The sequence below is a fragment of the Flavobacterium sp. genome (assembly GCF_965277525.1).
GTDB lineage: Bacteria > Bacteroidota > Bacteroidia > Flavobacteriales > Flavobacteriaceae > Flavobacterium.
The window spans coordinates 1-25,002 of sequence record NZ_CBDIDC010000006.1; the positions used below are offsets into that span (position 1 = coordinate 1).

A 25,002-nucleotide genomic window follows, 5' to 3' on the forward strand; every position below is an offset into this window, starting at 1 on the left:
GGACTTAAAAGAAAATGATATTGTACTTATTGATACCGGTTGTCGCTTAGGAAGGTTATCTGTCAGATATTACACGAACTTATGTCTATGGAACACCAACTGAATCCCATATAAAAATCTGGAACTTAGAGAAGGCGGCACAAAAAGCAGCTTTTGATGCAGCACAATTAGGCGCAACGTGTGGTACTGTAGATGATGCAGCGCGAAAAGTAATCGCCAAAGCCGGTTTGAGTCCTGATTATGAACTTCCCGGATTACCTCATCGGGGTGGGCCACGGAACAGGCTTGGACATCCATGAATATCCCTATCTGGTTAGAGGGAATCCTACTGTTTTGCAAGAAGGAATGGTGGTAAGCAATGAACCTATGATTTGTATTCCGGGACAATTTGGAATCCGTCATGAGGATCATTTTTATATGACTTCAAAAGGTCCTAAATGGTTTACAACTCCTATGCATAGTATTGACAATCCGTTTGGTATTGGTATAAATTAATTTCTTATAACGACATAAAAAAAAGGGGAAACGATTCATCGTCTCCCCTTTTCTTTTACTCCAATTTTTTATTACTTAACCAATAATTTTTTATGCTCTGTAAAACTACCATCTGTAGCTACGACAATATAGACTCCTTTTCTCAGACGATGTACAGGATAAGAAGTTGCATTTTCCAGCACATCTATTATTGCTCCTGTACTATCGTAAATAGTTATTTTTATAGTGGATAAATTTAAATTCAACAAATTAAAATTAACTACATCTGAAGCCGGATTTGGATACATCGTAAATGATTTCGTAAAATCGACCTGATGGGCTCCTGCGCTTCCATTTTGTAAATTAATCGTTAACGGTGCGCTCCAATCGCTAAATTCAGTAGCATTTTTTGCTCTTACCCTAAATTGATAAACAGTTTGTGCCCCTTGTTTTGGAATCCATAAATAATAGGTCGCTGAAGTTCCAAAGGTAGTCCAGCCCGCAGTTGAATTATTTAATTGCACTTCGTAACCTGTAGCATTGGAAACGGTATTCCAAGATGCGTAAAATCCTGTGGCATACACTCCGGCATTACCAATATTCCCTGGTGTTGCTAATGTCACGGGATCCGGCGGTACCACTGTACCTGAAACCACAGAATAATCTTCTACTTCGCCATCGGCAATATTGCCACAAGCTAACGGATTTGAATAGTATTTCATTACAATACGCATTCTTGTAGTTCCCGCAAAAGCAACCGGAGTAAAACTGCCTGTAGCTGTACCATTGGAAGAAATTCCATCAATCACTTTTTCTGAAGCTTCAAAAACATTGTTTTTATTATAATCAATCCAGATTTCCCCAGTATTCTAAATAGGCATCACCTGAAAAACCCGCTTTCAAACTTACATTTGTAAGCACGTTTGGACTTACCGTTATTACTTTAGAAGAATAATCAGCATATCCTCCCGCATCTTTGCCGGAAGCATTCGTAAAACTTCCGATAGTTACTGAATTGATGTACTCATATTTATTATCTGCTTGTGTAGTACAATAAGATGAATTTGCAGTAATAGTAGCAGTAACTTCATTAGAATATGCCGAGTAAACGGAATTTGCTTTTGCACGCACTCTGTATTTATAAGTGTTTCCAGCTGTTAAACCTGTATTTGTATAGGTTACTGCTGTACTTGGCAATGTTACTATCTCAGCAAAGACATTGTCAGTTCCGGCTCTTTCAATTACAACGTTCGTGGCGTTTACAGCATTATTTACCCATGTTAATTGCACTTGTAGACTGGCATTATTAGCAGTTGCAGCCAAACCTGAGGGAGCCAAAACAGTTGTAGTGGTTTGAGCTCCGGCTAAAATTAATTCGTTAGGCTTTGTGTTATACGCATAATCCAAAACGCTGTAACCAACTCCTCCTGCTTCTACTTTAACATGCATCCAACCGTAACAAGTACGTCCTCTGCTCTTGTATTCAAATCCTACATATCCGGTTTGATTGTCCCAGGTGGTGTAAGTTGCTGTTCTTAAATCTAACTGATCCGGATATGCTGCACCTGGAGCTACAAAACTGCTTGACGCATCAATCGCGGTCCCCTGATTGATTAAGGCAATATTCCTTGTTCCGGCCTGACCAACTAATCTTTTGCCATACGTTTCAATTTTTAAAGCAGCAGCAGCAAATTGCCACGCTCCATACTCTGTGTTATCTCCAATACCTAAATCAAAATATTGCCATGTTTGTGCTGCCGAAGCAACAAAATCAGGATTATTAACATAGAAAATTCCGTAAGGCGCATCAAACTTCAAATTAATAGTTTTGGCAGCATTATCAAGAGTTGAGATTCCGCCTGTAATAGCAGCATCTTTAAAGGTTATTACCACTGCAGCATCGTTCGCCGGAATATGGGCAGCTGCTTTTCCTGTAAAAGAAACCACCAGCTTATTATTTGCCTGAAGAGTTAACACGGCTGTTAATCCTGAAGGAACGCCTGTGATTGTATAATCAGTTCCTGAAGTAAAGGTTCCGATACTTTTAGTAAAAGTTCCATTATTGGTCGATAAAGTGATTGTACTGGTTGCTGTAACACCTCCATCATTAGCTTCTGCTTCATATAAAACACTATCAGATAAAGTAACTGCTGTTTTATTTGACATTCCGGTATAAATTGGCGCATTAGGCTGCGTGTTATAGGCATATTCAGAAATGGTATAACTATCACCATTAGCCGCAACATCGACTTTAAACCACCCATAACAAGTTAGTCCTTCGATTTTATATTCAAAACCTACATAACCGGATTTTCCATCCCAGGTAGTATAATTTGCTGTACGCAAATCTAACTGATCAGGGTAGGCACCCGGAGCCGTCATATTGCTTGATGGTCCTACGGCTACATTTTGTGCCAGCAAAGAAATATTTCTGGTCCCGCTTTGGCAAGCTAACTTTTTACCGTAGGTTTCAATTTTTAAAGCATTAGCAGCATAACGCCAACCGCCAAATGATGTATCATCTCCTTTTTCGATATCAAAGGGTTTCCAAGTTAGAGCAGAAGAAATACTAACATTAGGCATATCTACAAAGAATATTCCGTAAGGATCTGTAAATTTCAAATTGAAAAACAAGGATGTACACGATAAACCTGTCGTTCCTCCGGCAAAAGCAGCCGGTAAAAATGTAATTCCGGCCGTTGTGTTTTGTGCTGCGGCATGATTTACAGCTTTTCCTGAAAGCGTTACCGTTAATTGTCCGCTTGAATTTACGGTAACTACAGGTGTAATTCCAGCCGGAAAAGTGTGCGTAAAATGTGTCCCTGCCAACATAGTTCCCGAGTTTAATGCAAAAGTTTTGCCGCCACTTAGTGTTACAATTGATGCGGAATCAAAAGCTCCGTCATTTACAACTGTTTCTTTAAAAGTGGTTGCGCTTGCGATTAAACTGCTTTCTGTTGTGTTTACTCCTGTATCGATTAAATTTTGAGGCTGCCAAAGTGTAATTCTTGCAGGATGCTGTAATGCTGCCATCATTCTGTCGATCTGCCCTTGCGTATACATTTTATAACAGCCTTGTGCACCATTATATCCCATATAGTTTTCAAAGTTTACCTTGTCACCACTGCAATTTGTTCCCGGCGTACAGCCAAGTGTGTGTAAACCGTCCTCTGGAGGTGTATCATCAATTTCATCTGTTCCGGAGCAACCACCTTCAAAAGTGTGGATCAGGTTCATAAAGTGACCAAACTCGTGTGTCAGGGTTGCCGAAAATTCTTTGCTATAAGAGTTATCATAAAGATAGGCGCCATTAAAAACAACACGTGCAGTATTGCTTGCTGTCATATCAGAATTAGGATACCAGGCCACTCCGGAATTATTGTAAACGCCATCATTATACAAATCATTCTGAATGTACACATTCATGTATTTAGTATTGTCCCAGGCATCTGCGGCGATCTGATCATCATAACCGCCTCCATTGCCGTAACCATTTTTCGCAGGATGAAAAACAACTCCGTTTGTACATCCTCCGTTAGGATCTTTTTTTGCCAGTTTAAATGTTACTTTTATAGTCCCTCTTCTTGCCTGAAAAAAAGGCTCAACAGTTTGATAATCGGCATTTCTTCCGTTAAAATCATCGTTTAACTGTGCCAGATGATTAACAATCTTTTCGTAGGTAATTGTTTTACCACTTTGTACATCTCCATAAATATGAAAAACTACAGGAATGGTATAGGTAACTTCTTCTGTTTTTGCAGTTTTACTTTTACGCTGAAGAGCAAACTTTTTGGTAAAAGCGTCAAAATCTTTTTTCTCCTGAAGTGAGCGTGGATTATTCCGGTACACTTTTGCATTTTCTTCTGTTGTCCGGCAAGGGAGTCCTTGCGCGCTAATTTTTCCTATCGAAAAAACCAGCAATAATAGTAGTAGTTTTAATTTCATAATTTATTTGGGTTAATTTGTTAACACCAAAATTAACAGGATAGGCACTACTTTAATGATACTATCTTAATTAAAAACAATACATAGTTATCAACTTTTTAACTTTAAAAAAACACTATATTAAAAAATAAACAACTTTAACTGAGTATTTAAAAACAAAACCTCCTTTTAACCAAACATACACAAACCACTAAAAACAAAAACCGGAAGCCTATCTAAAGGCTTCCGGCTAAAAACAATACAACTAATTCAAATCAAAATTTATCCCAGAAAATTTTCGTGGTCATTAAATCTCCGCCAATAGCAGTAGCGGCCTGCTCATAATTTTCTTTATTGAGTGTTTTATCAAAAAGGGAATATATATTGCGCACGGGTACTTTTCCTCCTGAGGCATCAACTGCCGTTGAAGGAGCTTTTAGAACAGGGAAATCTAATCTTCTGTATTCTGTCCATCCTTCATATCCCCTGTTATAATAGGCAATCCAGAGTTGGTATGCGATCTTTTCTTTTACAGTTCCTGCTGCAGTTGCAAAAGCAACATCAGCTCTGTTGCTATAGGTTTGTGCATCAGCATTTGAAACTCCCCAAAAATGCATGCTTGCCAAAATTCCTTTTTTATAATATTCTTCTGCAGCATCTCCAACACTAAACCCCCTGTTGGCTGCATCTGCCAACAAAAAGCAAGTTTCTGTATAATCAAAAAGAACTCCCGGATTTGTCTTCTCCTTTAGTCTTGGCCCTATATTAGAAAAATCGCTATAACTTACTTGTTTGGCGTAAGGAGCTCCTTTATACTGGCCTTGTTTCTTAGAATTTGGATTAAAAAAGATGTCGCGTCTTGGATCCTCTTTTGCATTCAGTTCATTGACAAAAAACTCTGTTGGCACAGTCTGGCTTTCATTTACCAAAGTATCATACAAAGGATTCATATCCACAAGTGAAGAAAAATAGGCAAACAATGCTGTTTGACCTTCGTTTGTCATTACTCCTGAATTATAAGCACTTTCAACCATCGTTTTGGCTTTAGCCGGTTCTACATCAGCAAGATGCAATCCAAGTTTTAGTTTTACACTATTGGCTAATATTTTCCAGTTATTTACATTGCCTTTATATATTAAATCTGCTGCTCCAAAGCTCTCTTTAGTAACATCCATGTCTGCAATTGCAACATCGAGTCTTGCTGCGAGATCTAAATAAATGCTTTTTGCATCATCATATTTAGGATAAGGATGCCCTTTAATATCCAGGGCTTCGCTATAAGCAACGTTACCAAACAAGTCAACAAGGGTTTGATATGTCATAATAATCTGAACTTCAAGAACTGCAATTTTGTTTTTCTTAATTGCAATATCCACTGCTCCCAATACTTCTTTATCTTTAATTTGTTTTTCTGCGTTTACCAGATCCTGCAGAACATCTCTGTATAATAAAATCGCATTAGAATTGCCTAAATTCCTTCTTTCCTGATTGTAGTTTACCTCATCAGTATAGGTTGTAGTTGTCCAATATTGGGCGTATCCTCTAAAATTGTTATTGTTTACTGAAGCGTTTGTCAGGAAAAATGCATACTCAACTTGTGCGCTTGTCATTAAGGCGCCGGGTAAAACAGTTGTATATGCTTTTTCGTCCTGATTTAAATCCTCCAGATTATCACATGAAACAACGGAAAGCAAAAGGACTCCTGCAAAAAATATTTTTTTTATTATTTTCATCTTGTTTGTTTTTAGAATTGAACTTTCATATTAAAGTTATACTCTTTTGATGTTGGCAAAACTCCAGTCTGAAATCCCTGAAGATTTCCGGAGGAAAGTCCCGCTTCCGGATCAGCATAGGGTAAATTTTTACTTATTATCCATAAATTAGATCCATTCACAGCGAAAATTATATTGCTTATAAAAGTATTTGTAAGGAATCTTGAAGGCAATTTATAACTTAACCCTACCTCACGTAACTTTACATAAGAAGCATCGTAAACATATTGCTGTTCCGGCATCGAGTTATAAAAAGAATATCCATTAGATCCCTCGACACTTACCACCACATTATTGGGAGTTCCGTCTTCTTTTACACCAGGCAATAAAACACCTCCTCCGTTTGCCACCGGATCTCTTTGCGGATTTCCTAAATGGTTATTAGAAACTGTACTTTGGTATATTCCGGTAGTGTGCCCAAAACGCTGGTCTAAAGAATAGACATCACCTCCCTTTTTGACGTCGATTAAAAAATTAAATGTGAAGTTTTTATACGTTAAAACGTTATTAAAACCACCAATCCAATCCGGATTTATATCCCCAATAGTAGCTCCGGCAGTTTGAAGGTATCTTCCGTTTGCACGAATTACTTTTTCTCCGTTTAAATAGGTAAACCCTGAACCTATAAGCTGACCAACAGGTTTACCAACTTCTGCAACATAACCTACACCCTGAAAAGAGCCTAGCGAAATTCTATCTGCCCCGCCTAGCGAAATCACCTCGTTTTTATTTGTAGACCAATTCACTTTTGCTTCCCAGGAAAAATCTTTTGTTTTTACAGGGATTACGGTCATTGTCACTTCATAACCTTTATTCTGAACATCTCCTGCATTGATCCAGGCTCTTGTATAGCCGGTTTGCGTTGGGGTTTCAATTGAAAGAATCTGATTTGTTGTATTTGTTTTATAGTAGGAAAAATCAAATCCCAACCTGTTTTTAAACAATTTAAGTTCAATTCCGGCTTCAAATCCTTTGGTTAGCTCACTCTTTAAATTAGAATTACTTTTACTGTTTTCAGTAGAAAAACGAATTCCGTCTGGACCAAAATTATCACTCTTGGGATAAGTTGATGAAATCACGGCAAACGGAGCGTCATTACCGGTTTCAGCATAATTTAAACGGAGTTTTCCAAAAGACAACCAATCAGTCCTGATATGATTACTGAAAATATAGGTAGCCGTAATAGAGGGATAGGAATACGTATTATTATTTTCCGGTAATGTAGACGACTGATCCACACGATAAGTTCCTTCGAGGAAATAAGTTTCCATAAAATTAAAACTTGCATTAGCATAAATACTATTAGTTCCCAAAGTCACCTGAGATTCAGAAGGACTGTTTATTTTATCGATAGAATTATTTAAGGCATAAATTCCCGGAACTACCAATCCTCCATTGGTCGCAGCAAATATTGAGTTACTGACAGAGCGTCTTGAATTTGCTCCAGCCATTCCGTTAAACTTGATTTTATCAGTAATAGTAGTCTTGAAATTTAGAATTAAATCAAAATTTATCTCTCTAAAAGTTTTATCAAATCTTGTATATTGTCCCAGTGCATTTGGAGTTCTTTTTGACCCTACCGCAATGCGCTCTTCCTGTAGTTGATGATAATAATCTACAGCACCTTTCGCTGTTACATCAAACCAATCGTTTATTTGCGTATTCAAAGCCATATTACCAAAGAATCGATCACGGTCTAAAGTATTATAATTGTTGGCTCTTTGAAAATAGGGATTATCATGAAACTGAATTTTCAAATCATTAGGACCTCCTACGCTCCATGTTGTGTTTTCTCCTGTCAAATTATAAGCCTCTCTCAGATCCTTAAAATCAACACTTGTTGAATACCATTGTCTGACACTGCTTAAATAATTATTTCCGCCATCTCCGTAACCCGTTTCATTCATTCCCTTAGCATTTGCCTTTAAATAATTGGCAGAAGCCGATATTCTGGTTTTGGGTTTTAAATTATAACTTGCCGAGAAATTGAAATTATCTTTACGATTATTACTATTTGGCAAAATTCCCTGACCCTGGTCATAATTAGTATATCCTACTCTAAAGTCACCATTTTCATTAGAAGCTGAAACTGCAATATTATTGGTCACCGTTATGCTATTCTGATAAAAACTATTTGGATTCTCCCTTACCGGATTCCATGGGGTTGCTTTTCCGTAACCGGGCAGTTCAGGATAAAATGAACTCCAATTGTATACTAGTAAATTAGAATCAAATTTAGGTCCCCAGGAAGCATCATCTGTTGCAGCATAAGGATGTACGCCATTACCTAAATCAACTGTACCATAAAAATCGCCATATCCGCCACCGTATTGATTTTGATATTCCGGCAGCGTCTTTTTATCTACTACACCAATAGTAACTCCGGAACTAAAACTGACTCCTAAACCACCTTTAGATTTACTTCCTTTTTTCAGGGTTACCAAAATTACCCCGTTAGATGCTCTGGAACCGTATAAGGCAGAAGCGGCAGAACCTTTTAAAACGTTCATTGTTTCAATATCATCCGGATTAATATCCGAAGCTGCATTTCCATAGTCATATCCTCCGGTATTACCACCGCTTTTCTGATCTGTACTATTGGTATTGTCATTATTTAAAGGAATACCATCAACAACCCATAATGCCTGATTATTTCCTGTTAGAGATGTCGTACCACGAATGATAACATTAGTCGAACCGCCAATATTATTATTGCGCCTTATTTGTACACCTGCAATTTTTCCCGAAATAGAGTTTGCGACATTCCCGGTGTTTACTTTTGTCAGCTCATCACCTTTTATTTCCTGAGTTGCATATCCCAGGGATTTCTTTTCTCTTTTAACTCCCAAAGCTGTAACAACAATTTCCTGAAGCTGCTCTGAACCTCCTGATAAAACTACGTTAACGGCATCACCGGTAACTTTTTTCTCCTGAGTTTTCATTCCGATATAATTAAAGATAAGAACAGAATTCAGACTTGTTTTAATCGAATATTTCCCGTCAAAATCTGTTTGAGTTCCTGTTTTTGTTCCTTTGATCAATACACTCGCACCCGGTAAAGGCACTCCTGCATCATCTGAAACAATTCCTGATACAATCCGCTCTTGTGCAAAGGCAAATTGTGCTAGCAGTACAAAAAAGAGTACAGCTGTTTTTCTTTGAAAAAACTTAAATTTCATAAAATGGTTTTATAATTAGTATTGGCAAATATTTTGCTTTTTTGATAATTTTTATGATAATATATTATCACAAAAACCTATTATATTACCCTTTAACTACATATTTTACACTTTTGCATGTATTATCTTATCCTAGACAAAAACATCACATTTTTTTTAAAAAAATTTTGATTTTTAAATTTGTTTCAAAACAAAAAAAGGAGAATTTCTTTTTATCGAAATTCTCCTTTTACTTATTATTTATTACAACTTACTTAGCTCCCGGCGGGCATTTTTCTTGTATGAATTTTATAAAAGTATCTATCAAATGTTGCCTCGTGCCTTCTCCCTCATAGATACTATGGGAACGATTTGGGTAAATCATTAAATTAAAAACTTTATCGTATTTAACGAATTCATTAATCAAAACCTCGGCATTTTTATAGTGCACATTATCATCCCCTGTTCCATGAATATAAAGCAAATTTCCTTTTAAATTCTTTGCATGTGTTACCGGCGAAGCCTGAATATAAGCTGCTTCATTTTCACCCGGCAATCCCATGTAGCGTTCCGTATAGATATTATCATAAAAATGCTGATCTGTAACTGCCGCTATGGCAACTCCTGTCTTGTAAATTTCAGGGTATTGAAACATCAGGTTTAAAGTAACAGCACCACCACCACTCCAGCCATGAACAGCAACTCTGTCTGCATCAATAAAATTCCATTTTAAAATTTCTTTCGCTGCCATTGCCTGATCACGAGTATTGATAATTCCGATATTTTTATAAATAGATTTTCTCCATTTTGTTCCTTTCAATACCGGGGTCCCTCTGTTATCCATTGCAATTCCTATGTATCCTTGTGGAATTAACAGATCTATAAACCCATTAAAATAAGGCATATCATTCGCAACAGAAGCCATTGGCTCACCATAAACATAAAAAAACAACGGATATTTTTTTGTTGGATCAAAGTCAAGTGGTTTAGCCATAATTCCGTCCATTTCGATACCATCTACAGTAGTTATCTTAAACTTTTCTAAAGAAAAATCACGTACCGGTTTTGTAAAAACATCTGCTTCGCCTGGCAGTATTTTTTTATGATCCGGCAGCGAAACTAAACGGATATTAAAATCCCGGTTGATAGTAGAATTTGTGTGTTTTGCATACGATCCGTCAGTAGAAAATTCATATTCATTGGTTCCTTCGAATATTTCAGGAGTAACCCTTTTTGTTTTTCGGGAATTTAAATTCGTTTCATACAAATACCGCTGAGTTGCATCCTTAGGACTTGCGATATAATAAACTGATTTTGTTTTATCATTATATGCATTAAAATAAGCATCAAATTTTCCGGTCGTGATAAGTTCTTTCTTTTTTCCGTCCCTGCTAATTTTATAAATATGCATCCAGCCATCCGCATCAGAACTCCATAAAAAAGCTTTTCCGTTATCTACAAACTGACAGGGGAAACCATCATATACTCCGGAAGAAATGTCAAAAACATCAATCCACTCATTTGATTTTTCCTGATAAATTAAATCTGCCTTACCGGATTGTGTGTTGCAATTATAAAGAGAAGCCTGATTTTGATTTCTATTCAACTGCACGACCATTACAGCATCTTTGTCAACCCATTCCATTCGAACCAAATAATTATTATCAGGTTCACCGGGGATATCAAGCCAGTTTGTTTTTAGAGCACTAATGTCAATAATACCAATTTTTACTGAAGAAGGTTTTTCTCCCGCTTTAGGATATTCTACAGGAACTACGAACGGATATAAAGCATCTGTATTATTGATCATTAAGTGAAATTTTGTCCCCGAAGCATCAACACGCCAAAAAGCAATACTTTTTCCGTCAGGACTCCAGCGAAATCCATCACGTGCGGCAAGTTCTTCTTCATAAACCCAATCAAAAGTTCCGTTGATGATTTTATCAGTTCCATCTGTTGTCAATGGTGTTATTTTACCTGAACTTAAATTTTCAACATAAATATTATGTTTCGACACATAAGCAACATTTTCATTGTCATTAGAAAATTTAGCAAACATCAAGGAAGATTCTTCTAAATTTGCTCCAAGCTTTCTGCCTTTTCCTGTTGTTATATCAAAAAACCAATAATCACCTTTGGTATTGGCTCTCCATACTTTTTTTGAATTGGTATAAACCAGTACTTTTGTCTTATTTTGATTCCAGACCAATTCTTCGATCGTCCCCTTGAAACCTGCATTTTTTAATTGTTCACGGGTCAAAACAGTCTTGTTCTGATTTAATTTATCGACATCGTAAACCAAAATATTCTCTTCTGAATTTACCCAGAACGAATGCGAATTTGGCAGCCACTTTAATTCATTTATGTCAATATTTTTTTGGGCAAAAATACCTGAGCAAACAAAAAGCAGTGCTAAAAATTGTTTTTTAATCATGATTTATTTGGTGTTTATTAGCTGTTCTATTTCCTCTGTTTCGATGGGCATTTCTTCACACAGATTAATATTTCCATCCTCGGTCAGTAAATAATCATTTTCTAATCGGCAGCCAATACCTTCTTCCCGAATATAAATTCCGGGTTCGCAGGTCAGCACCATTCCTTTCTCAAAAGGTTTTGAGTATAGCCCTACATCATGAACATCCAGGCCCAGATAATGTGCCGTTCCGTGCATGAAGTATTTTTTGTATGCTGGATTCTGAGGATCCTGAGAGGCTATTTCTTCTTCCGTAATCAATTGTAGTTTAACTAATTCTGCTTCGATTAATTTTGCCATTTGCGATTCGTAATCTTTCGACATAACACCGGGTTTCAAGAACTTTGATCCCTCTTTTAAGCAATGCAAAACCGATTCGTAAACTTCTTTCTGACGTGGCGAAAATTTCCCGTTTACCGGAAGACATCGTGTAGTATCAGAATTATAATTTGCATAACAAACGCCAAAATCGACCAACACCATCTCACCATCTTTACAAACTGAATCATTGGTATTGTAATGAAGTGCACAGGCATTTTTACCCGACGCAATAATGGGTCTGAACGCATGACGGTTTCCGCCATTTTTAATATATTCGTACGCCAGTTCAGCTTCGAGTTCGTATTCTTTTGCCTCAGGTTTTACAGCTTTCAACAGCGCTTTGAACCCTCTGATACTTATTGCAATTGCTTTTTGAATCAGGGCCATTTCTTCATCAGATTTTATTGGTCTCAGATCCCGGGTAATTTTAGCAACGCGCTCATATTGATGCAATGGGTATTTCTGTTTACACCACTGAATCATTCGATCCTGACGCGTATTCATTTCTGATGTTACCCTTTTAATATGTTCGTTATGTCCTAAATAAATGGCATCTGCTTCGAACGCAAAAAGCTGTATTGCTTTTTCAAATTCATGAATCCATTTTACATTCTTGATTCCGGAGATAGCCGAAGCTTTTTCTTTGGTCAAAAAATCGCCTTCCCAGATTAAGGTATCTTCGCTAACTTCTTTTACAAATAAAATCGCCTTATTTTCTTCTTTAAAAGCATCGGGATAAAGCACCAGAATCGTTTCATCCTGTTCAATTCCTGACAAATAAAACAAGTCATTGTTCTGTGCAAATCCCATGACATCATCTGCATTATTAGGCATTACATCATTTGATGTCAAAATTGCCAAACTGTTGTTTTGCATCTTTGCCACAAACCTTTTTCGGTTATTTTCGAATAAAGAAACCGGAATCGAATCGTATCTCATCTTTTATAATTGAAACATTTTAGTATTGACAGAGAGCGTTTTACCGGAAATAATCTCCTCGATTATTTTCCCTGTCGCAGGCGCCAGGCTTAATCCCATCATAGCGTGCCCTGTTGCGAAAGTCAAATTTACGACTTTTTTTGCCCTTGTAATAACAGGCATTCCGGAAGGTGTACAAGGCCTGAATCCCAACCAGGTATCTTGTGCTTCCGGCATTTCGACTTCCATATCCGGATAAAATTCGTTTATACTATTTACGATTCCCTGCAATCTGTTCTGGTTGATTTTTGTATCTCCGGTATGTGTAATTTCCATTGTACCTCCAAAACGAATGTCTGTATTCATAGGCGTGACAGCTACTTTTCCTTCGCACAAAATAGAAGGAATCGAAGGTTTATGATTTTTATCCTTCAGTGTAAAACTGTACCCTTTTCCCGGTAAAATTGAAATCGAAATTCCTGTTTTTTTAGCCAGTACAGGACTCCAGGATCCAGCTGCCAAAACCACTTCATCTGTAGCAAATGTACCTTTGCTGGTCACAATCTTTGTAATTTTATTATGATCAAAAACAAAATCCTGCACATTTGTCGCCGGATGAATTTCGACATTTAATCGTTTTAATTCCTGTTTAATAAAGTCCAGAAATTTTTGAGGATACAAATGTGCGTCACTTTTATAATGAACTCCACCTAAAACATTTGTTTTTGTGCCTTTCTCTAATTTCGTGACCTCGGCTGCCGAAAGATAATCAACTTCCAGGCCTAATCTTTGCGCTTCTTTTGCTTCATGAAATATATCTTCTGCTACTTTTTCTGTTTTGTACAACATCAAAAGTCCTTTTTCTTCATAGAAAAAAGAATCATTTTCTTTGGCAAAATCCTGATATAACTCTTTACTCAACAAGGATAAATCACGCAATGCCGGCATTGCTTTTTCTACATGTTTAGCGTTGGCATGTTTATAGAATTGAAGTCCCCATTTTATCAAATCAGAATTCAGTCTTGGTTTTACATAAAACGGACTTTGGCTATCAAACATCCATTTTATTCCCTGGGCGATCATACCGGGTTGTGCCAACGGAATTATATGCGACGGGACGATCATTCCGGCATTCCCGTATGAACAGCCATCACTCATTTCTGACTGATCAAAAATAATTACTTCATATCCTTCTTTGGCAAGATAATAAGCTGAACACAAACCTATAATACCTCCTCCAACTATACTTACTTTTTTCATTTGATTAGAATTAAAAAAATTCATTGAAGGAGCATTTTATTCTTCTTCAATGAATAGAAATTTTTAATAGTTTATTAAATTACCTGAAAACCATGCGCATAAGGATCATCTGCTTCATCAATCATAATCGTGTTATAACCATATACTTTTGCCCAACCCTGAATACTTGGCACTATTGCAGGAATATCTCCAATAGTTGTTTCTTCTACAATTCTGCCAATAAACTTGCTCCCTATATAACTTTCATGAATAAAATCTTCGCCAATTTTAAGCTTTCCCTTAGCATGCCACTGAGCAATTCTTGCAGAGGTTCCGGTGCCGCAAGGCGATCGATCAATGGCTTTGTCTCCATAAAAAACAGCATTTCTTCCGGATGAAGTCGGATCTAAAGGTTCTCCTGTCCATAATAGATGTGTCACATCCCGAATCGTATCATTTTGTGGATGAATAAAATAATCCGGATATTTCTCATTGATTCGCTTGCGAACTTCCTGACTGAACTGAATAATTTTTCCAGCCGAAAAATTCTGAATTCCTGAGAAATTTTCTTGCGGATCTACAATTGCGTAATAATTTCCGCCATAAGCAACATCAAAAGTAATTTCGCCCAATTCCGGACAATCTACAGTCAAACCTTCGGCGGCCAGATATGATTTTACATTCGTCAAACGAACCCAGTCTACCTTGCCTCCGCTTTGTTGATATTCAATATTTACTAAGCCGGCCGGAGCCTCCATTTTTATTTTTCCGGGTACTTTAGGTGTAATCAAACCTTCTTCGATGGCAATAGTAATAGTACCTATTGTTCCGTGACCACACATGGGCAGGCAGCCTGATGTTTCGATAAATAATATTCCAAAATCATTTTCAGGATCAGTTGGCGGATATAAGATACTGCCGCTCATCATATCATGACCGCGGGGTTCAAACATTAATCCTTTGCGAATCCAATCAAATTCTTTTAAAAAATGCTGGCGTTTCTCACTCATATTAGCACCTTTTAAATTTGGTCCTCCACCAGCCACAACTCTCACAGGATTTCCGCAAGTGTGTGCATCTACACAAAAAAAAGTTTTCTTTGACATTATTTTATCTGGGATTTTGTTTGAATATTATTTAGCGTTCTTAAAATTTGCAACGGATTTTCATTTTTTAATTCGGCCGGCAACAAATCATTGGGCCAATTCTGATAACTAAAGGGTCTTACCCAGCGATAAACAGCATGAATACCAACGGCGGTAAATCTCGAATCCGAAGAGGCAGGATAAGGACCTCCGTGAATCATCGACGGACAAACTTCAACTCCTGTAGGAACACCATTAAAAATCAAACGTCCTACTTTGTTCTGCATTGCCACAACCAGTTTAGTGTACTCTTTTAGCTCCTCTGATTCTCCAATAATTGTCCCTGTCAATTGTCCGTCTAATTGGTTGACAATTTTCAATAATTGTTCCTCATCCTCGCATTGCACAAGGATCGAAACAGGTCCGAAAACCTCATGACTTAAAGTTTTATTTTCTAAAAAGGTTTTACCGCCTACAGTCAAAATTTTCTGAACTCCAAAATTAGGATCAGCTTCACCTTTATATTCTGCAATTTTAGAAACCCCTTTTTGAGAAATCATTGTTGCCACTCCTTCTTCAAAACTATCTTTCATTGAAGGATGCAGCATACAAAATGGTTCCATTTTTTCAATAGCGTTTTTTAATTCTTCTGAGAATTTATTTAGTTGGGCATTTTTTATTCCAATTAATAAACCGGGATTGGTACAAAACTGTCCGGCTCCAAGAGTAATTGATCCTGCATAGGCAGTTGCCCATTTTTGACTATTTTTTTCTAATGCTTTTGGCAGAAACACCACTGGATTTACACTTCCCATCTCCGCAAAAACAGGAATAGGTTCCGGTCGTTGTGCGGCAAGATCAAATAAAGCTCTTCCGGCACGAATACTTCCCGTAAATCCAACTGCTTTTACCAATGGATGTTTAACCAGGCTGGCTCCAAGAGTTGTTCCGCCACCAACCAGATTAGAAAAAACCCCATTAGGCATATTCGTTTTTTCTGCTGCTTTCAAAATTGCAGAAGCCACCATTTCGCCTGTACCAACATGCATCGAGTGACTTTTTACAATTACAGGACAACCCGCGGCTAAAGCCGAAGCGGTATCTCCGCCAGCTGTTGAAAATGCAAACGGAAAATTACTTGATCCAAAAACTACAACCGGACCTAAAGGGACCAACATTTTTCTTAAATCTTCTTTGGGAACAGGATGCCTTTCTATTATTGCAGTATCAATTGCAGCCTGAACCCAGCTTCCTTCAGTAAGCATCTGAGCAAACGCACGAAGCTGACCAACCATTCTGCCTCGTTCTCCTTCTGCTCTGCCCATCAGGAATCCGGATTCACTGCAATACTGCACTAACAAATCATCTCCTAAAGCTAAAACTTCGTCTGCAATAGCATTTAAAAAAACAGCCTTTTCAAGACCTGAACACTTTTTATAAGTCCCAAATGCCTGATGGGCTAACGCAACAGCTTCTTCTATTTCTTCCTGAGTTGCTTCTGTAAAAATCCAGGGATTTTCCTTATTTAGCTGCGGATTAAATGTTTTGAATGTTTTTTGTCCCTCAGCTTTAAGTTTATTCCCTACATAATTTTTCCCTGTAATCATATCTCTTTTTGTTTTTGAATAAGTATTTTACACTCCTTAAAAGGAAACTTCAAACCAATTGTACCAACAGAAGATTATAAATTTTTATAATCGGGCAATACCGGTCTGGATGCCAAGGATTTTGTAATAATATCTAAAACATGTTCTCTTTCAGTCCCTCGTAGCGGTAATCTTGGTGCGCGAACATTTTCTGTTCCAATTCCTGTTGCTACTTCTGCAAGCTTGATATTCTGAACTAAAAAAGCATTAATGTCTAATTCTAATAAAGGTAAGAACCATCTGTATATTTTGAGCGCCTCCTCTATTCGGCCTGCTTTGGCCAATTTATAAATTGCTACTGTTTCTCTGGGAAAGGCATCTACCAACCCTGAAACCCATCCATCAGATCCCATCAATAAACTCTCCAGGGCCAAAGTGTCAACTCCTGATAATATTTTTAACCGATCTCCAAAACGATTAATCATTCTGGTTACATTAGAAATGTCTCTGGTTGATTCTTTTACGGCCTGAATATTATCGAATTTCAAAATTTCTTCAAACATATCCAGCGTAACTTCAATTTTATAATCTATAGGATTATTGTATACCATTATGGGAAGCGATGTGTTTTTTGCCACTTCCGAAAAATACATTACTGTCTCATAATCAGAAGCTTTATAACGCATAGGAGGCAACATCATCAAGCCTTTTGCGCCATCTTCTTCTGCTTTATTAGCTGCCAGAATCGCTCCACGTGTAGTTTGTTCTGCAATATTCATGATCACAGGCACCTGATTATTAACTATGCCAACAGTACCTTTTACCAACTCTCTTTTCTCTTCTTCTAAAAGAGTACTGGCTTCTCCCAGTGTTCCTCCAAGAATTATTCCTTCAACACCGGCTTCTAATTGTGCTTTTAAGTTTACCTCAAACATGCTGAAGTCTAATTTATCATCTACAGTAAATTTTGTAGTTACTGCCGGCATTACGCCTTTCCATTGAATACTCATAATATTGATTTTAATTGGAACCAAAATTATTTATATTGAGCAAAGCAGGAGGCTAATAAATTACCACAAAATAATACTATATTACCACATATAAGCCAGTTAGGCAAAAAACAAACTAATATATTGCTGTTTTTTTACCAAAATAAAATATATTTGAAGTAACTAACCTAACCCAACCATGAAAGTTTTCCCCTTTAAAATCCCTAAATCGGGAGAAGATCCCCTTATATATCAAGAAGACAGAGAAGTTGTTTTTTATGACAAATTGCATCAGCATGAAGAGATTCAAATCAGTTTTATAGAAAAAGGCCAGGGTGCAATTTTTGCAGGTGACACTATTTCCCACTATAATGATGGTGATATATTAGTAATTGGAAGCAACTTACCACATGTTTTCAGAAGTGAAGTACACGAAAATGAATCCTCTGTAATGCTTACTTTATTTTTTACGACCAACTCATTTGGCAAAGATTTTTTTACGCTTCCTACTTTTAAAAATATTAATCCGTTATTAGAAAACAGTAAAAATGGATTTATAATTCATAACGCTCCGAAAAAAATCACCAAATCTTTTAAAAAACTAAAAAAATCAGACAATTACGAACGTTTCATTCTGTTTTTAGGAATACTGAAATGGCTTTCAAACAATGATAAAGAACATTTGTCTAATCATTTGTATGATAAAAAAATAACTGATAACGAAGGGAAGAGAATGCAAACGGTGTTCGAGCATGTGATGACTAATTTTCAGAAAAATATAAATTTAGATGAAATAGCTTCAATTGCCAATATGACCAAAAATGCATTTTGCCGTTATTTTAAAGTCAGGACAAACAAATCTTTTTTTCAGTTTTTAATCGAAATAAGAATTGAGCATGCCTCGAAATTATTAGCCAATAATGATGAACTTTCTGTTTTAGAAATTGCTGAATTATGCGGATTCAATAACATCTCCAATTTCAACAGAAAATTTAAAGAATTAAAGCAAACTTCACCTTTACAATATAGAAAGCTAAACTTATAGCCACTCGAAATCTGCTTTTTTTTTAACCGAAAAGTACGCTAATATTTTACTTTACGTTTAGAAAACACAAGGTTCACAAAGCCAGATCAGCACAAAGTTTTGCGAACCTTGTGTTTTTATAATGCCCTACCGTTTAAAAAATCTTTGCGTACTTTGCGGTTAAAAAACTATTCCATGGAAAGTCTTGCCATGATAGGATAATGATCTGAATTTTCGAAATCAGGGAAGCTTTCAAATTGTTTTACTTTCATTTTACTGTCTGTAAAAATATAGTCAATTCGGGCCGGATAATAGCGGAACTTATAAGTTGCCCCAAAACCTTCTCCTGCTTCTTCAAAAGCATCCTTTTGTTTTCCTTTTATACTTCGGTAAACGTATGAAAAAGGGCTGTTATTCATGTCTCCACAAATAATAAATGGAGTGGTACATTTTTTTATATTTTCCTTAAAAATTTCTGCCTGCTCCTGTTGCTGCCTAAATCCTTTACTGATTCTCGTATAAATAAGCTGCGATTTTTCCTGATTTACATTATCAATATTATTTGAGATATCACTTACATCCGGCGAAATTTTAATAGATTGCAAGTGCATATTATACACTCTGATTACATCCTTACCCCGCTTGATATCTGCATAAATTACATTGTTGTCTGAATTTGGAAAAATAATATTTCCCTCGAAAATAATAGGAAACTTAGAAAAAATAGCCTGTCCGGTTTTAATCTGTTTTCCATCAATAAAAATATAACGGTGCGGATACACTTTCAGATCAATATGAGCTGAATTTGAATATTCCTGAATACACAGAATGTCCGGATCCTTTTCGTCAATAAAAGCTTTAATATTGGATGGAATATCATCACGATCCAACCATTTAAAAACATTAAAAAGACGAACGTTATAACTCATTATAGAGAAGTCTTTTTCATCTTTAACATATTCCTTGGCAGAGAATTTATAAAATTTACTGATAAATGTAATTCCGGTTAACAAAACCAGACCAGACAAAATAAGACGCTTTTTAAACTGAATTGCCCAATAAACAAAGAAGAACCCATTGAACACAAAAAAAGCCGGCATAAAGAGTGTCAGCACCGATAAAAGCGGAAAACTTCTAGGTGCTAAAAAAGGCAAAATATAAATACTAAAAGTTACTACAGTCAGCACTATATTCAAAAAGAACATTATTTTATTAAACCACGAAAGGTTTTTCATATTTTCTTGCTAAAAGGATTATTTTCCAGCTTTAAATAAAAACTCTTTTTCTTCTTTTGTCAGACAATCATAACCGGACTGGCTAATCTTATCTAAAATTTCATCAATTTGTTGTTGCGTTTTATCTTTCGTAACAATTCTGGATGCAACTTTTTCTGCAGGTTTTTTATAATTCTTATGAACTTTTTTGAAAGGGGTCGAAGGGGATTTTTTGAATAGGTTTGTAAAGAAATCTATTGTTCTGGAAATGATGATACTTAAATCTGTACCATTTTGAAGCAATTTAATAAAAATAAAACCAAAAAGAGCTCCTGCTAAATGTGAAATATGCCCACCGGTATTATCTAAACGAAACTGCATTAAATCCAGAACAAGAATTACCGTTGTAATGTGCCAAAGCTTTACATTACCAATAAGCAATAAACGAACATTCATTAAAGGCTGATACGTCGTCACGCCAACTAAAACTGCCATGATCGCAGCTGAAGCTCCAACAATACTACCCGGAATATTTAAAAAATAAAAACTTAAAGAGAACACAACACCAGAAAAAACAGCCCCTAAAATATATAGGCCGAGGTATTGCTTCTGAGTAAAAAAAGTCAGGAACAGATTGCTCGCGAAATTCAAAACCATCATATTGAACAACAAATGTAAAAATGAGGAATGAAAAAATGCATACGTCAAAAAGGTCCATGGCCTAAACATAAATACATTTGGATCTGACGATAATGCCAGCCAGTCTGGATATGCAAAACTCCCGCCCGAAAACTGATAAAAGAACACTAATGAGATCAGAAAACAAGCAATGTTCCAGTAAATAACACGCATTGCTATGCCGCCTAACTTATATTGTAGTTTTAAATCATCAAGAATATTCATAATAGCTTCTTTTAGTTTCTATTTGCGATATTAAAATTAAAAATTAATTCCAACGATTACCATTAAATTGATTCTTTTTCCAGTACCACATAATTAAAAAACCAAACAAAGCACCTCCAATATGTGCATAATGCGCTACTCCGTCACCAATTCCCATAAATGAATTCCCCAGAATACCAAAGAAGCCATCATAAAGAAGCATATAAACCGGTACAAAATATTTCGCTTTTATCGGAATAGGAATAAACATAAGGGCCAGCTCTGCATTAGGAAACATAAATGTAAAAGCCACAAGCAATCCGTAAATTGCACCAGAGGCCCCCACAACAGTTCCCAAATACGCTTCAGTAAAATGTTTAAATTCAGAAACTGATAATATCTGTTGCCATCTTGTGTCTATTTTTCCTTCATCTAACAATTGCAAAATTTGCACTTTATTAAATCCGTTGGCAATTAAAGTTTGTAGTGCATCCTGATAAAAATAATAATTTACAGCAAAATTCACCAAAGCTGCCCCTAAGCCACAAGAAATATAAAAGAATAAGAATTTTTTCCCACCCCAAAAATGCTCCAGTGTAGAACCAAATGAATATAATGCAAACATATTAAACGCAATATGCATTACACCTCCATGCATAAACATGTGCGTAAGTGGTTGCCATACTTTGAAACCAGGATTTTCAGGAAAAAACAACGAAAAATATTCGTAAGAAACCGGCACTAATTGAGAACCAATAAAAAATATAATGTTGATTATCAACAATTGTTTTACTACGGGAGTCATATTCATCATAAGGCAAACTTTTTATCTATATCTTCCACACGCATTGTAATGAAAGTTGGTTTTTGAAAAGGTGATATATTTGGATCTTTACAAGCAAACAAACCGTTTACTAAATTATCCTGTTCTTTTTCGGTTAAATAAGATCCTGTCTTAACCGCTAAACTTTTGGCCATCGATTTGGCAATAGTATCATTTTGACTGTAACTATTGGCTGGAATTCCGTCTTGTAAATCACTTAACAATTGCTCAATCACAAGAGAAACTTCACTTTCGGTAATATTAACCGGAATTCCCGAAATCACAACATGATCAGTTTGTGCTTCTTCAAAAACAAAACCAGTTGTTTCTAAAGACGGTTTCAATTCTTCAATTAACGTCATTTCATCCGATGAATAAAATAAATTCAAAGGAAACAACAATTGCTGACTTGAAGCCTGGTTCACAGTCATATTCAATAAAAATTGCTCGTACAAAATACGTTGATGCGCACGTTGCTGATCAACGATTACCATTCCGGATTTTATGGGCGAAACAATATACTTTTTATGAATCTGATATGTTCCCTGACTTGCCTGCTCAATTTCATGATCATTAAACAATGACGAAGTTACTTCTTCATTTTCAAATGTAAAAGGCGAACTTTCTATTGTATCGGTTTCTAAACCTACATATAAACTTTCCCAGGTTGCTGTAGGCTCTACTCTTTTATTATATCCGGAATAGGAACCTGAACCCGATCCAGACGCGGAACTAAAACCTGATCCGGAACCTGAACCTGATTTAGAATAATGCTGGTTGGTTTTATCATCTGTAAACGGATTATAAGTACCATCAACCTGAATTGTTGGTGTCTCTCCCTCTAAATCTTTATAATGATAAGGCGTATCTAAATTAGCATCACGATCAAAATCAAGAACAGGAGACACATTAAATTGCCCTAAACTATGTTTGATTGATGCTCTAAGAATAGCATATAAAGCCTGTTCATCATCAAACTTAATTTCAGTTTTAGTAGGATGAATATTGATATCTATCGTGTTTGGCGGCACCTGCAAATACAAGAAATAGCTAGGCTGTGAACCGTCTTTCAAAAGTCCGTCGTATGCAGCCATTACTGCATGATGCAAGTAACCACTTTTAATAAAACGATCGTTTACAAAAAAGAACTGTTCTCCCCTGCTTTTCTTTGCAAATTCAGGTTTACAAACAAATCCCTGAACATTGATAATTTCTGTATCTTCGTTAACAGGAACTAATTTTTCATTTGTTTTACCGGACATAATCCCAACAATACGCTGGCGATAGCCTGCGGCAGGCAAATTATACATTTCACTTCCGTTATGATAAAACGTAAAATGAATATTAGGGTGCGCCAAAGCTACACGCTGAAATTCATCCATAACATGGCGAAATTCAACAGTATCTGACTTTAAGAAATTACGACGGGCAGGGATATTAAAAAATAAGTTTTTAACCGCAAATGAAGTTCCCTTTGGCAAAACAGCCACTTCTTGAGAAATAAATTTACTTCCTTCAATAACAATATGCGTTCCCAGTTCTTCCTGATCTTGCTTCGTTTTCATTTCCATGTGCGCAATTGCAGCAATAGAGGCCAATGCCTCTCCACGGAAACCTTTTGTACACAAGGAAAACAAATCCTCTGCCTGACGGATTTTAGAAGTCGCGTGACGTTCGAAACACAAGCGTGCATCAGTCACACTCATTCCTGAACCGTTATCAATAACCTGAACCAATGACTTCCCTGCATCTTTAATAATCAACTTAATATCAGTTGCTTTAGCATCAACAGCATTTTCTAACAGCTCTTTTACGACTGAAGCAGGTCTTTGAACCACCTCTCCAGCGGCAATTTGATTGGCAACATGATCGGGAAGTAATTGAATTATACTCGACATTAAGAAAAAATAATTAAAAGGTTAAGGTTAAAATTTTCAAACCAAGAAGCACAAATTTAATGAATTTCTACTGGCTTTTAGAATAAGTCCCCTCATAAAAAAAACAAAAAACCTGTACTATTTTACACAGTACAGGTTTTTAATATTTTAGAAGAAATATATTGTTATTCTTTAGTGCTCTTTTTTTATAATTCTACGATCTGAATTGCCTTAAAACCGACATTTTATCAAACCTGAATATATTAATCTTTGACATAAAAGTGATTTCCCATTATATCTTTAAGACCAACAAAAACCATCCAGATAAAAACAAAACAAAGCAATATGCCAAATCCTGACTTTAAACTTCCGATCGTAAGAGGAACCAGCAAAACAGCAAAAATCATCGAGCCCACACCGACCAACAACAAAAAAAGTTCATTAGTATCTTTCTTTCTGAACTCATTAACAGCAATGATCACTAAACATATAGTATAAGCAAAAATAAGTCCGTTAACCCATAAATTAGAAGATTCCGGGTGGTTTTTCAGCGTAGTAAAGGAATCCCAGCAAACAAGAATTGAGAAAAAAATTCGGGAAATAGCCCAAAAAAATCTTGTTTTACTGAAAAGATCACTCATACTCCTTACTCTTTATCAATTTTTATTGGAGTCTCTTCTATTTGAATCGCACCGGAAGACAACAAAGGCTGATGAAACGGGTGTGACATTGAAGCCTGCTGACGAATATAGGCCATTTTTATAGCCGCAATCGCAGCTTCAGTACCTTTATTTCCGTGAATCCCTCCACTTCGATCAATTGACTGTTGCATATTATTATCCGTCAAGACACAAAAAATAACAGGAATATCAGTTTGAACATTCAAGTCTTTTATTCCCTGCGTTACGCCTTCACATACAAAATCAAAATGTTTGGTTTGCCCCTGAATGACACATCCTATAACAATTACTGCATCTACATTTTGCGTTTGCAACATTTTTTTCGCACCATAAATCAACTCAAAACTCCCCGGAACATTCCAGCGAATTATTTGCTGAGAAGGCACTTCATTATCAATTAAGGCATCAAAAGCACCATTGTAAAGCCCTTCAGTTATAGTTTCATTCCACTCAGAAACAACAATCCCAAATCGAAAGTCTTTCGCATTTGGGATCGTGTTTTTATCGTATTCTGATAAATTTTTATTTTCGGTAGCCATCTTTTATATTTAAGATTTAATTTC

Annotated in this window: 17 protein-coding genes and 1 pseudogene; 2 read left to right on the forward strand and 16 right to left on the reverse strand. The window is 36.3% G+C overall.

What is annotated here, in order from left to right; genetic code table 11:
* The first annotated feature begins 110 nt into the window (after positions 1-110).
* A pseudogene (locus ACQY44_RS15305) lies at positions 111-495 on the forward strand (M24 family metallopeptidase).
* Between the two features lie 71 nt (positions 496-566).
* On the opposite strand, the gene ACQY44_RS15310 reads toward ACQY44_RS15305, so the two are convergent.
* The 10 genes from ACQY44_RS15310 to ACQY44_RS15355 all read right to left on the reverse strand — a co-directional run bounded on the left by ACQY44_RS15310 (position 567) and on the right by ACQY44_RS15355 (position 17,960).
* On the reverse strand, positions 567-1,283 hold the full coding sequence (locus tag ACQY44_RS15310; RefSeq protein WP_428231205.1) for a T9SS type A sorting domain-containing protein: 717 nt from the start codon (positions 1,281-1,283) through the stop codon (positions 567-569).
* Positions 1,284-1,320: 37 nt separating this feature from the next.
* The gene (locus ACQY44_RS15315; RefSeq protein WP_428231206.1) at positions 1,321-4,419 is read right to left on the reverse strand and encodes a M43 family zinc metalloprotease; all 3,099 of its coding nucleotides are present in this window, start codon (positions 4,417-4,419) and stop codon (positions 1,321-1,323) included.
* Positions 4,420-4,673: 254 nt separating this feature from the next.
* The gene (locus tag ACQY44_RS15320; protein ID WP_428231207.1) at positions 4,674-6,131 is read right to left on the reverse strand and encodes a SusD/RagB family nutrient-binding outer membrane lipoprotein; all 1,458 of its coding nucleotides are present in this window, start codon (positions 6,129-6,131) and stop codon (positions 4,674-4,676) included.
* 11 nt (positions 6,132-6,142) lie between these two features.
* A complete protein-coding gene (locus tag ACQY44_RS15325; protein WP_428231208.1) occupies positions 6,143-9,349 on the reverse strand; it encodes a SusC/RagA family TonB-linked outer membrane protein in 3,207 nt (1,068 codons plus the stop codon).
* A 250-nt stretch (positions 9,350-9,599) separates the two neighbouring features.
* Positions 9,600-11,762, reverse strand: coding sequence for a DPP IV N-terminal domain-containing protein (locus tag ACQY44_RS15330; protein ID WP_428231209.1), 2,163 nt, complete (start codon positions 11,760-11,762; stop codon positions 9,600-9,602).
* 3 nt (positions 11,763-11,765) lie between these two features.
* The gene (locus ACQY44_RS15335; protein ID WP_428231210.1) at positions 11,766-13,061 is read right to left on the reverse strand and encodes an aminopeptidase P family protein; all 1,296 of its coding nucleotides are present in this window, start codon (positions 13,059-13,061) and stop codon (positions 11,766-11,768) included.
* Positions 13,062-13,064: 3 nt separating this feature from the next.
* A complete protein-coding gene (locus ACQY44_RS15340) occupies positions 13,065-14,300 on the reverse strand; it encodes an NAD(P)/FAD-dependent oxidoreductase (RefSeq protein WP_428231211.1) in 1,236 nt (411 codons plus the stop codon).
* A 74-nt stretch (positions 14,301-14,374) separates the two neighbouring features.
* Complete coding sequence (locus tag ACQY44_RS15345) at positions 14,375-15,385, reverse strand: 4-hydroxyproline epimerase (protein ID WP_428231212.1); 1,011 nt, start codon at positions 15,383-15,385, stop codon at positions 14,375-14,377.
* Positions 15,385-16,971: an aldehyde dehydrogenase (NADP(+)) gene (locus ACQY44_RS15350; RefSeq protein ID WP_428231213.1), complete on the reverse strand. Its 1,587-nt coding sequence runs from the start codon at positions 16,969-16,971 to the stop codon at positions 15,385-15,387. Before ACQY44_RS15350 ends, ACQY44_RS15345 begins: the two co-directional genes overlap by 1 nt.
* Before the next feature lie 74 nt (positions 16,972-17,045).
* Entirely contained in the window at positions 17,046-17,960 is a 915-nt protein-coding gene (locus ACQY44_RS15355; RefSeq protein WP_428231214.1) for a dihydrodipicolinate synthase family protein, read from the reverse strand.
* A 178-nt stretch (positions 17,961-18,138) separates the two neighbouring features.
* On the opposite strand from ACQY44_RS15355, the gene ACQY44_RS15360 reads away from it, so the two are divergent.
* The gene (locus tag ACQY44_RS15360) at positions 18,139-18,984 is read left to right on the forward strand and encodes an AraC family transcriptional regulator (RefSeq protein WP_428231215.1); all 846 of its coding nucleotides are present in this window, start codon (positions 18,139-18,141) and stop codon (positions 18,982-18,984) included.
* A 167-nt stretch (positions 18,985-19,151) separates the two neighbouring features.
* Here the strand turns inward: ACQY44_RS15360 and ACQY44_RS15365 are convergent, their stop codons facing one another.
* From ACQY44_RS15365 to ribH, 6 genes are all read right to left on the reverse strand, one after another.
* Complete coding sequence (locus ACQY44_RS15365; RefSeq protein ID WP_428231216.1) at positions 19,152-20,198, reverse strand: endonuclease/exonuclease/phosphatase family protein; 1,047 nt, start codon at positions 20,196-20,198, stop codon at positions 19,152-19,154.
* 18 nt (positions 20,199-20,216) lie between these two features.
* Positions 20,217-21,080 (reverse strand): rhomboid family intramembrane serine protease, encoded by an 864-nt coding sequence (locus ACQY44_RS15370; RefSeq protein WP_428231217.1) that lies wholly within the window; start codon positions 21,078-21,080, stop codon positions 20,217-20,219.
* A gap of 43 nt (positions 21,081-21,123) precedes the next feature.
* On the reverse strand, positions 21,124-21,873 hold the full coding sequence (locus ACQY44_RS15375) for a rhomboid family intramembrane serine protease (protein WP_428231218.1): 750 nt from the start codon (positions 21,871-21,873) through the stop codon (positions 21,124-21,126).
* Positions 21,870-23,780 carry a DNA mismatch repair endonuclease MutL gene (gene mutL, locus ACQY44_RS15380; protein ID WP_428231219.1) on the reverse strand — a complete coding sequence of 637 codons (1,911 nt, stop codon included), beginning with the start codon at positions 23,778-23,780 and terminating at the stop codon, positions 21,870-21,872. The genes ACQY44_RS15375 and mutL overlap by 4 nt, the downstream gene beginning before the upstream one ends.
* Positions 23,781-24,022: 242 nt before the next feature.
* Complete coding sequence (locus tag ACQY44_RS15385; protein WP_428231220.1) at positions 24,023-24,400, reverse strand: hypothetical protein; 378 nt, start codon at positions 24,398-24,400, stop codon at positions 24,023-24,025.
* 5 nt (positions 24,401-24,405) lie between these two features.
* Positions 24,406-24,978, reverse strand: coding sequence for a 6,7-dimethyl-8-ribityllumazine synthase (gene ribH, locus ACQY44_RS15390; protein ID WP_428231221.1), 573 nt, complete (start codon positions 24,976-24,978; stop codon positions 24,406-24,408).
* Positions 24,979-25,002 lie beyond the last annotated feature (24 nt).

Coding starts and splice junctions, on each gene's coding strand:
- ACQY44_RS15315 (WP_428231206.1), bottom strand. CDS start 4,419: ATGAAATTAAAACTACTACTATTATTGCTGGTTTTTTCGATAGGAAAA.
- ACQY44_RS15320 (WP_428231207.1), bottom strand. CDS start 6,131: ATGAAAATAATAAAAAAAATATTTTTTGCAGGAGTCCTTTTGCTTTCC.
- ACQY44_RS15325 (WP_428231208.1), bottom strand. CDS start 9,349: ATGAAATTTAAGTTTTTTCAAAGAAAAACAGCTGTACTCTTTTTTGTA.
- ACQY44_RS15330 (WP_428231209.1), bottom strand. CDS start 11,762: ATGATTAAAAAACAATTTTTAGCACTGCTTTTTGTTTGCTCAGGTATT.
- ACQY44_RS15335 (WP_428231210.1), bottom strand. CDS start 13,061: ATGAGATACGATTCGATTCCGGTTTCTTTATTCGAAAATAACCGAAAA.
- ACQY44_RS15340 (WP_428231211.1), bottom strand. CDS start 14,300: ATGAAAAAAGTAAGTATAGTTGGAGGAGGTATTATAGGTTTGTGTTCA.
- ACQY44_RS15345 (WP_428231212.1), bottom strand. CDS start 15,385: ATGTCAAAGAAAACTTTTTTTTGTGTAGATGCACACACTTGCGGAAAT.
- ACQY44_RS15350 (WP_428231213.1), bottom strand. CDS start 16,971: ATGATTACAGGGAAAAATTATGTAGGGAATAAACTTAAAGCTGAGGGA.
- ACQY44_RS15355 (WP_428231214.1), bottom strand. CDS start 17,960: ATGAGTATTCAATGGAAAGGCGTAATGCCGGCAGTAACTACAAAATTT.
- ACQY44_RS15360 (WP_428231215.1), top strand. CDS start 18,139: ATGAAAGTTTTCCCCTTTAAAATCCCTAAATCGGGAGAAGATCCCCTT.
- ACQY44_RS15365 (WP_428231216.1), bottom strand. CDS start 20,198: ATGAAAAACCTTTCGTGGTTTAATAAAATAATGTTCTTTTTGAATATA.
- ACQY44_RS15370 (WP_428231217.1), bottom strand. CDS start 21,080: ATGAATATTCTTGATGATTTAAAACTACAATATAAGTTAGGCGGCATA.
- ACQY44_RS15375 (WP_428231218.1), bottom strand. CDS start 21,873: ATGATGAATATGACTCCCGTAGTAAAACAATTGTTGATAATCAACATT.
- mutL (WP_428231219.1), bottom strand. CDS start 23,780: ATGTCGAGTATAATTCAATTACTTCCCGATCATGTTGCCAATCAAATT.
- ACQY44_RS15385 (WP_428231220.1), bottom strand. CDS start 24,400: ATGAGTGATCTTTTCAGTAAAACAAGATTTTTTTGGGCTATTTCCCGA.
- ribH (WP_428231221.1), bottom strand. CDS start 24,978: ATGGCTACCGAAAATAAAAATTTATCAGAATACGATAAAAACACGATC.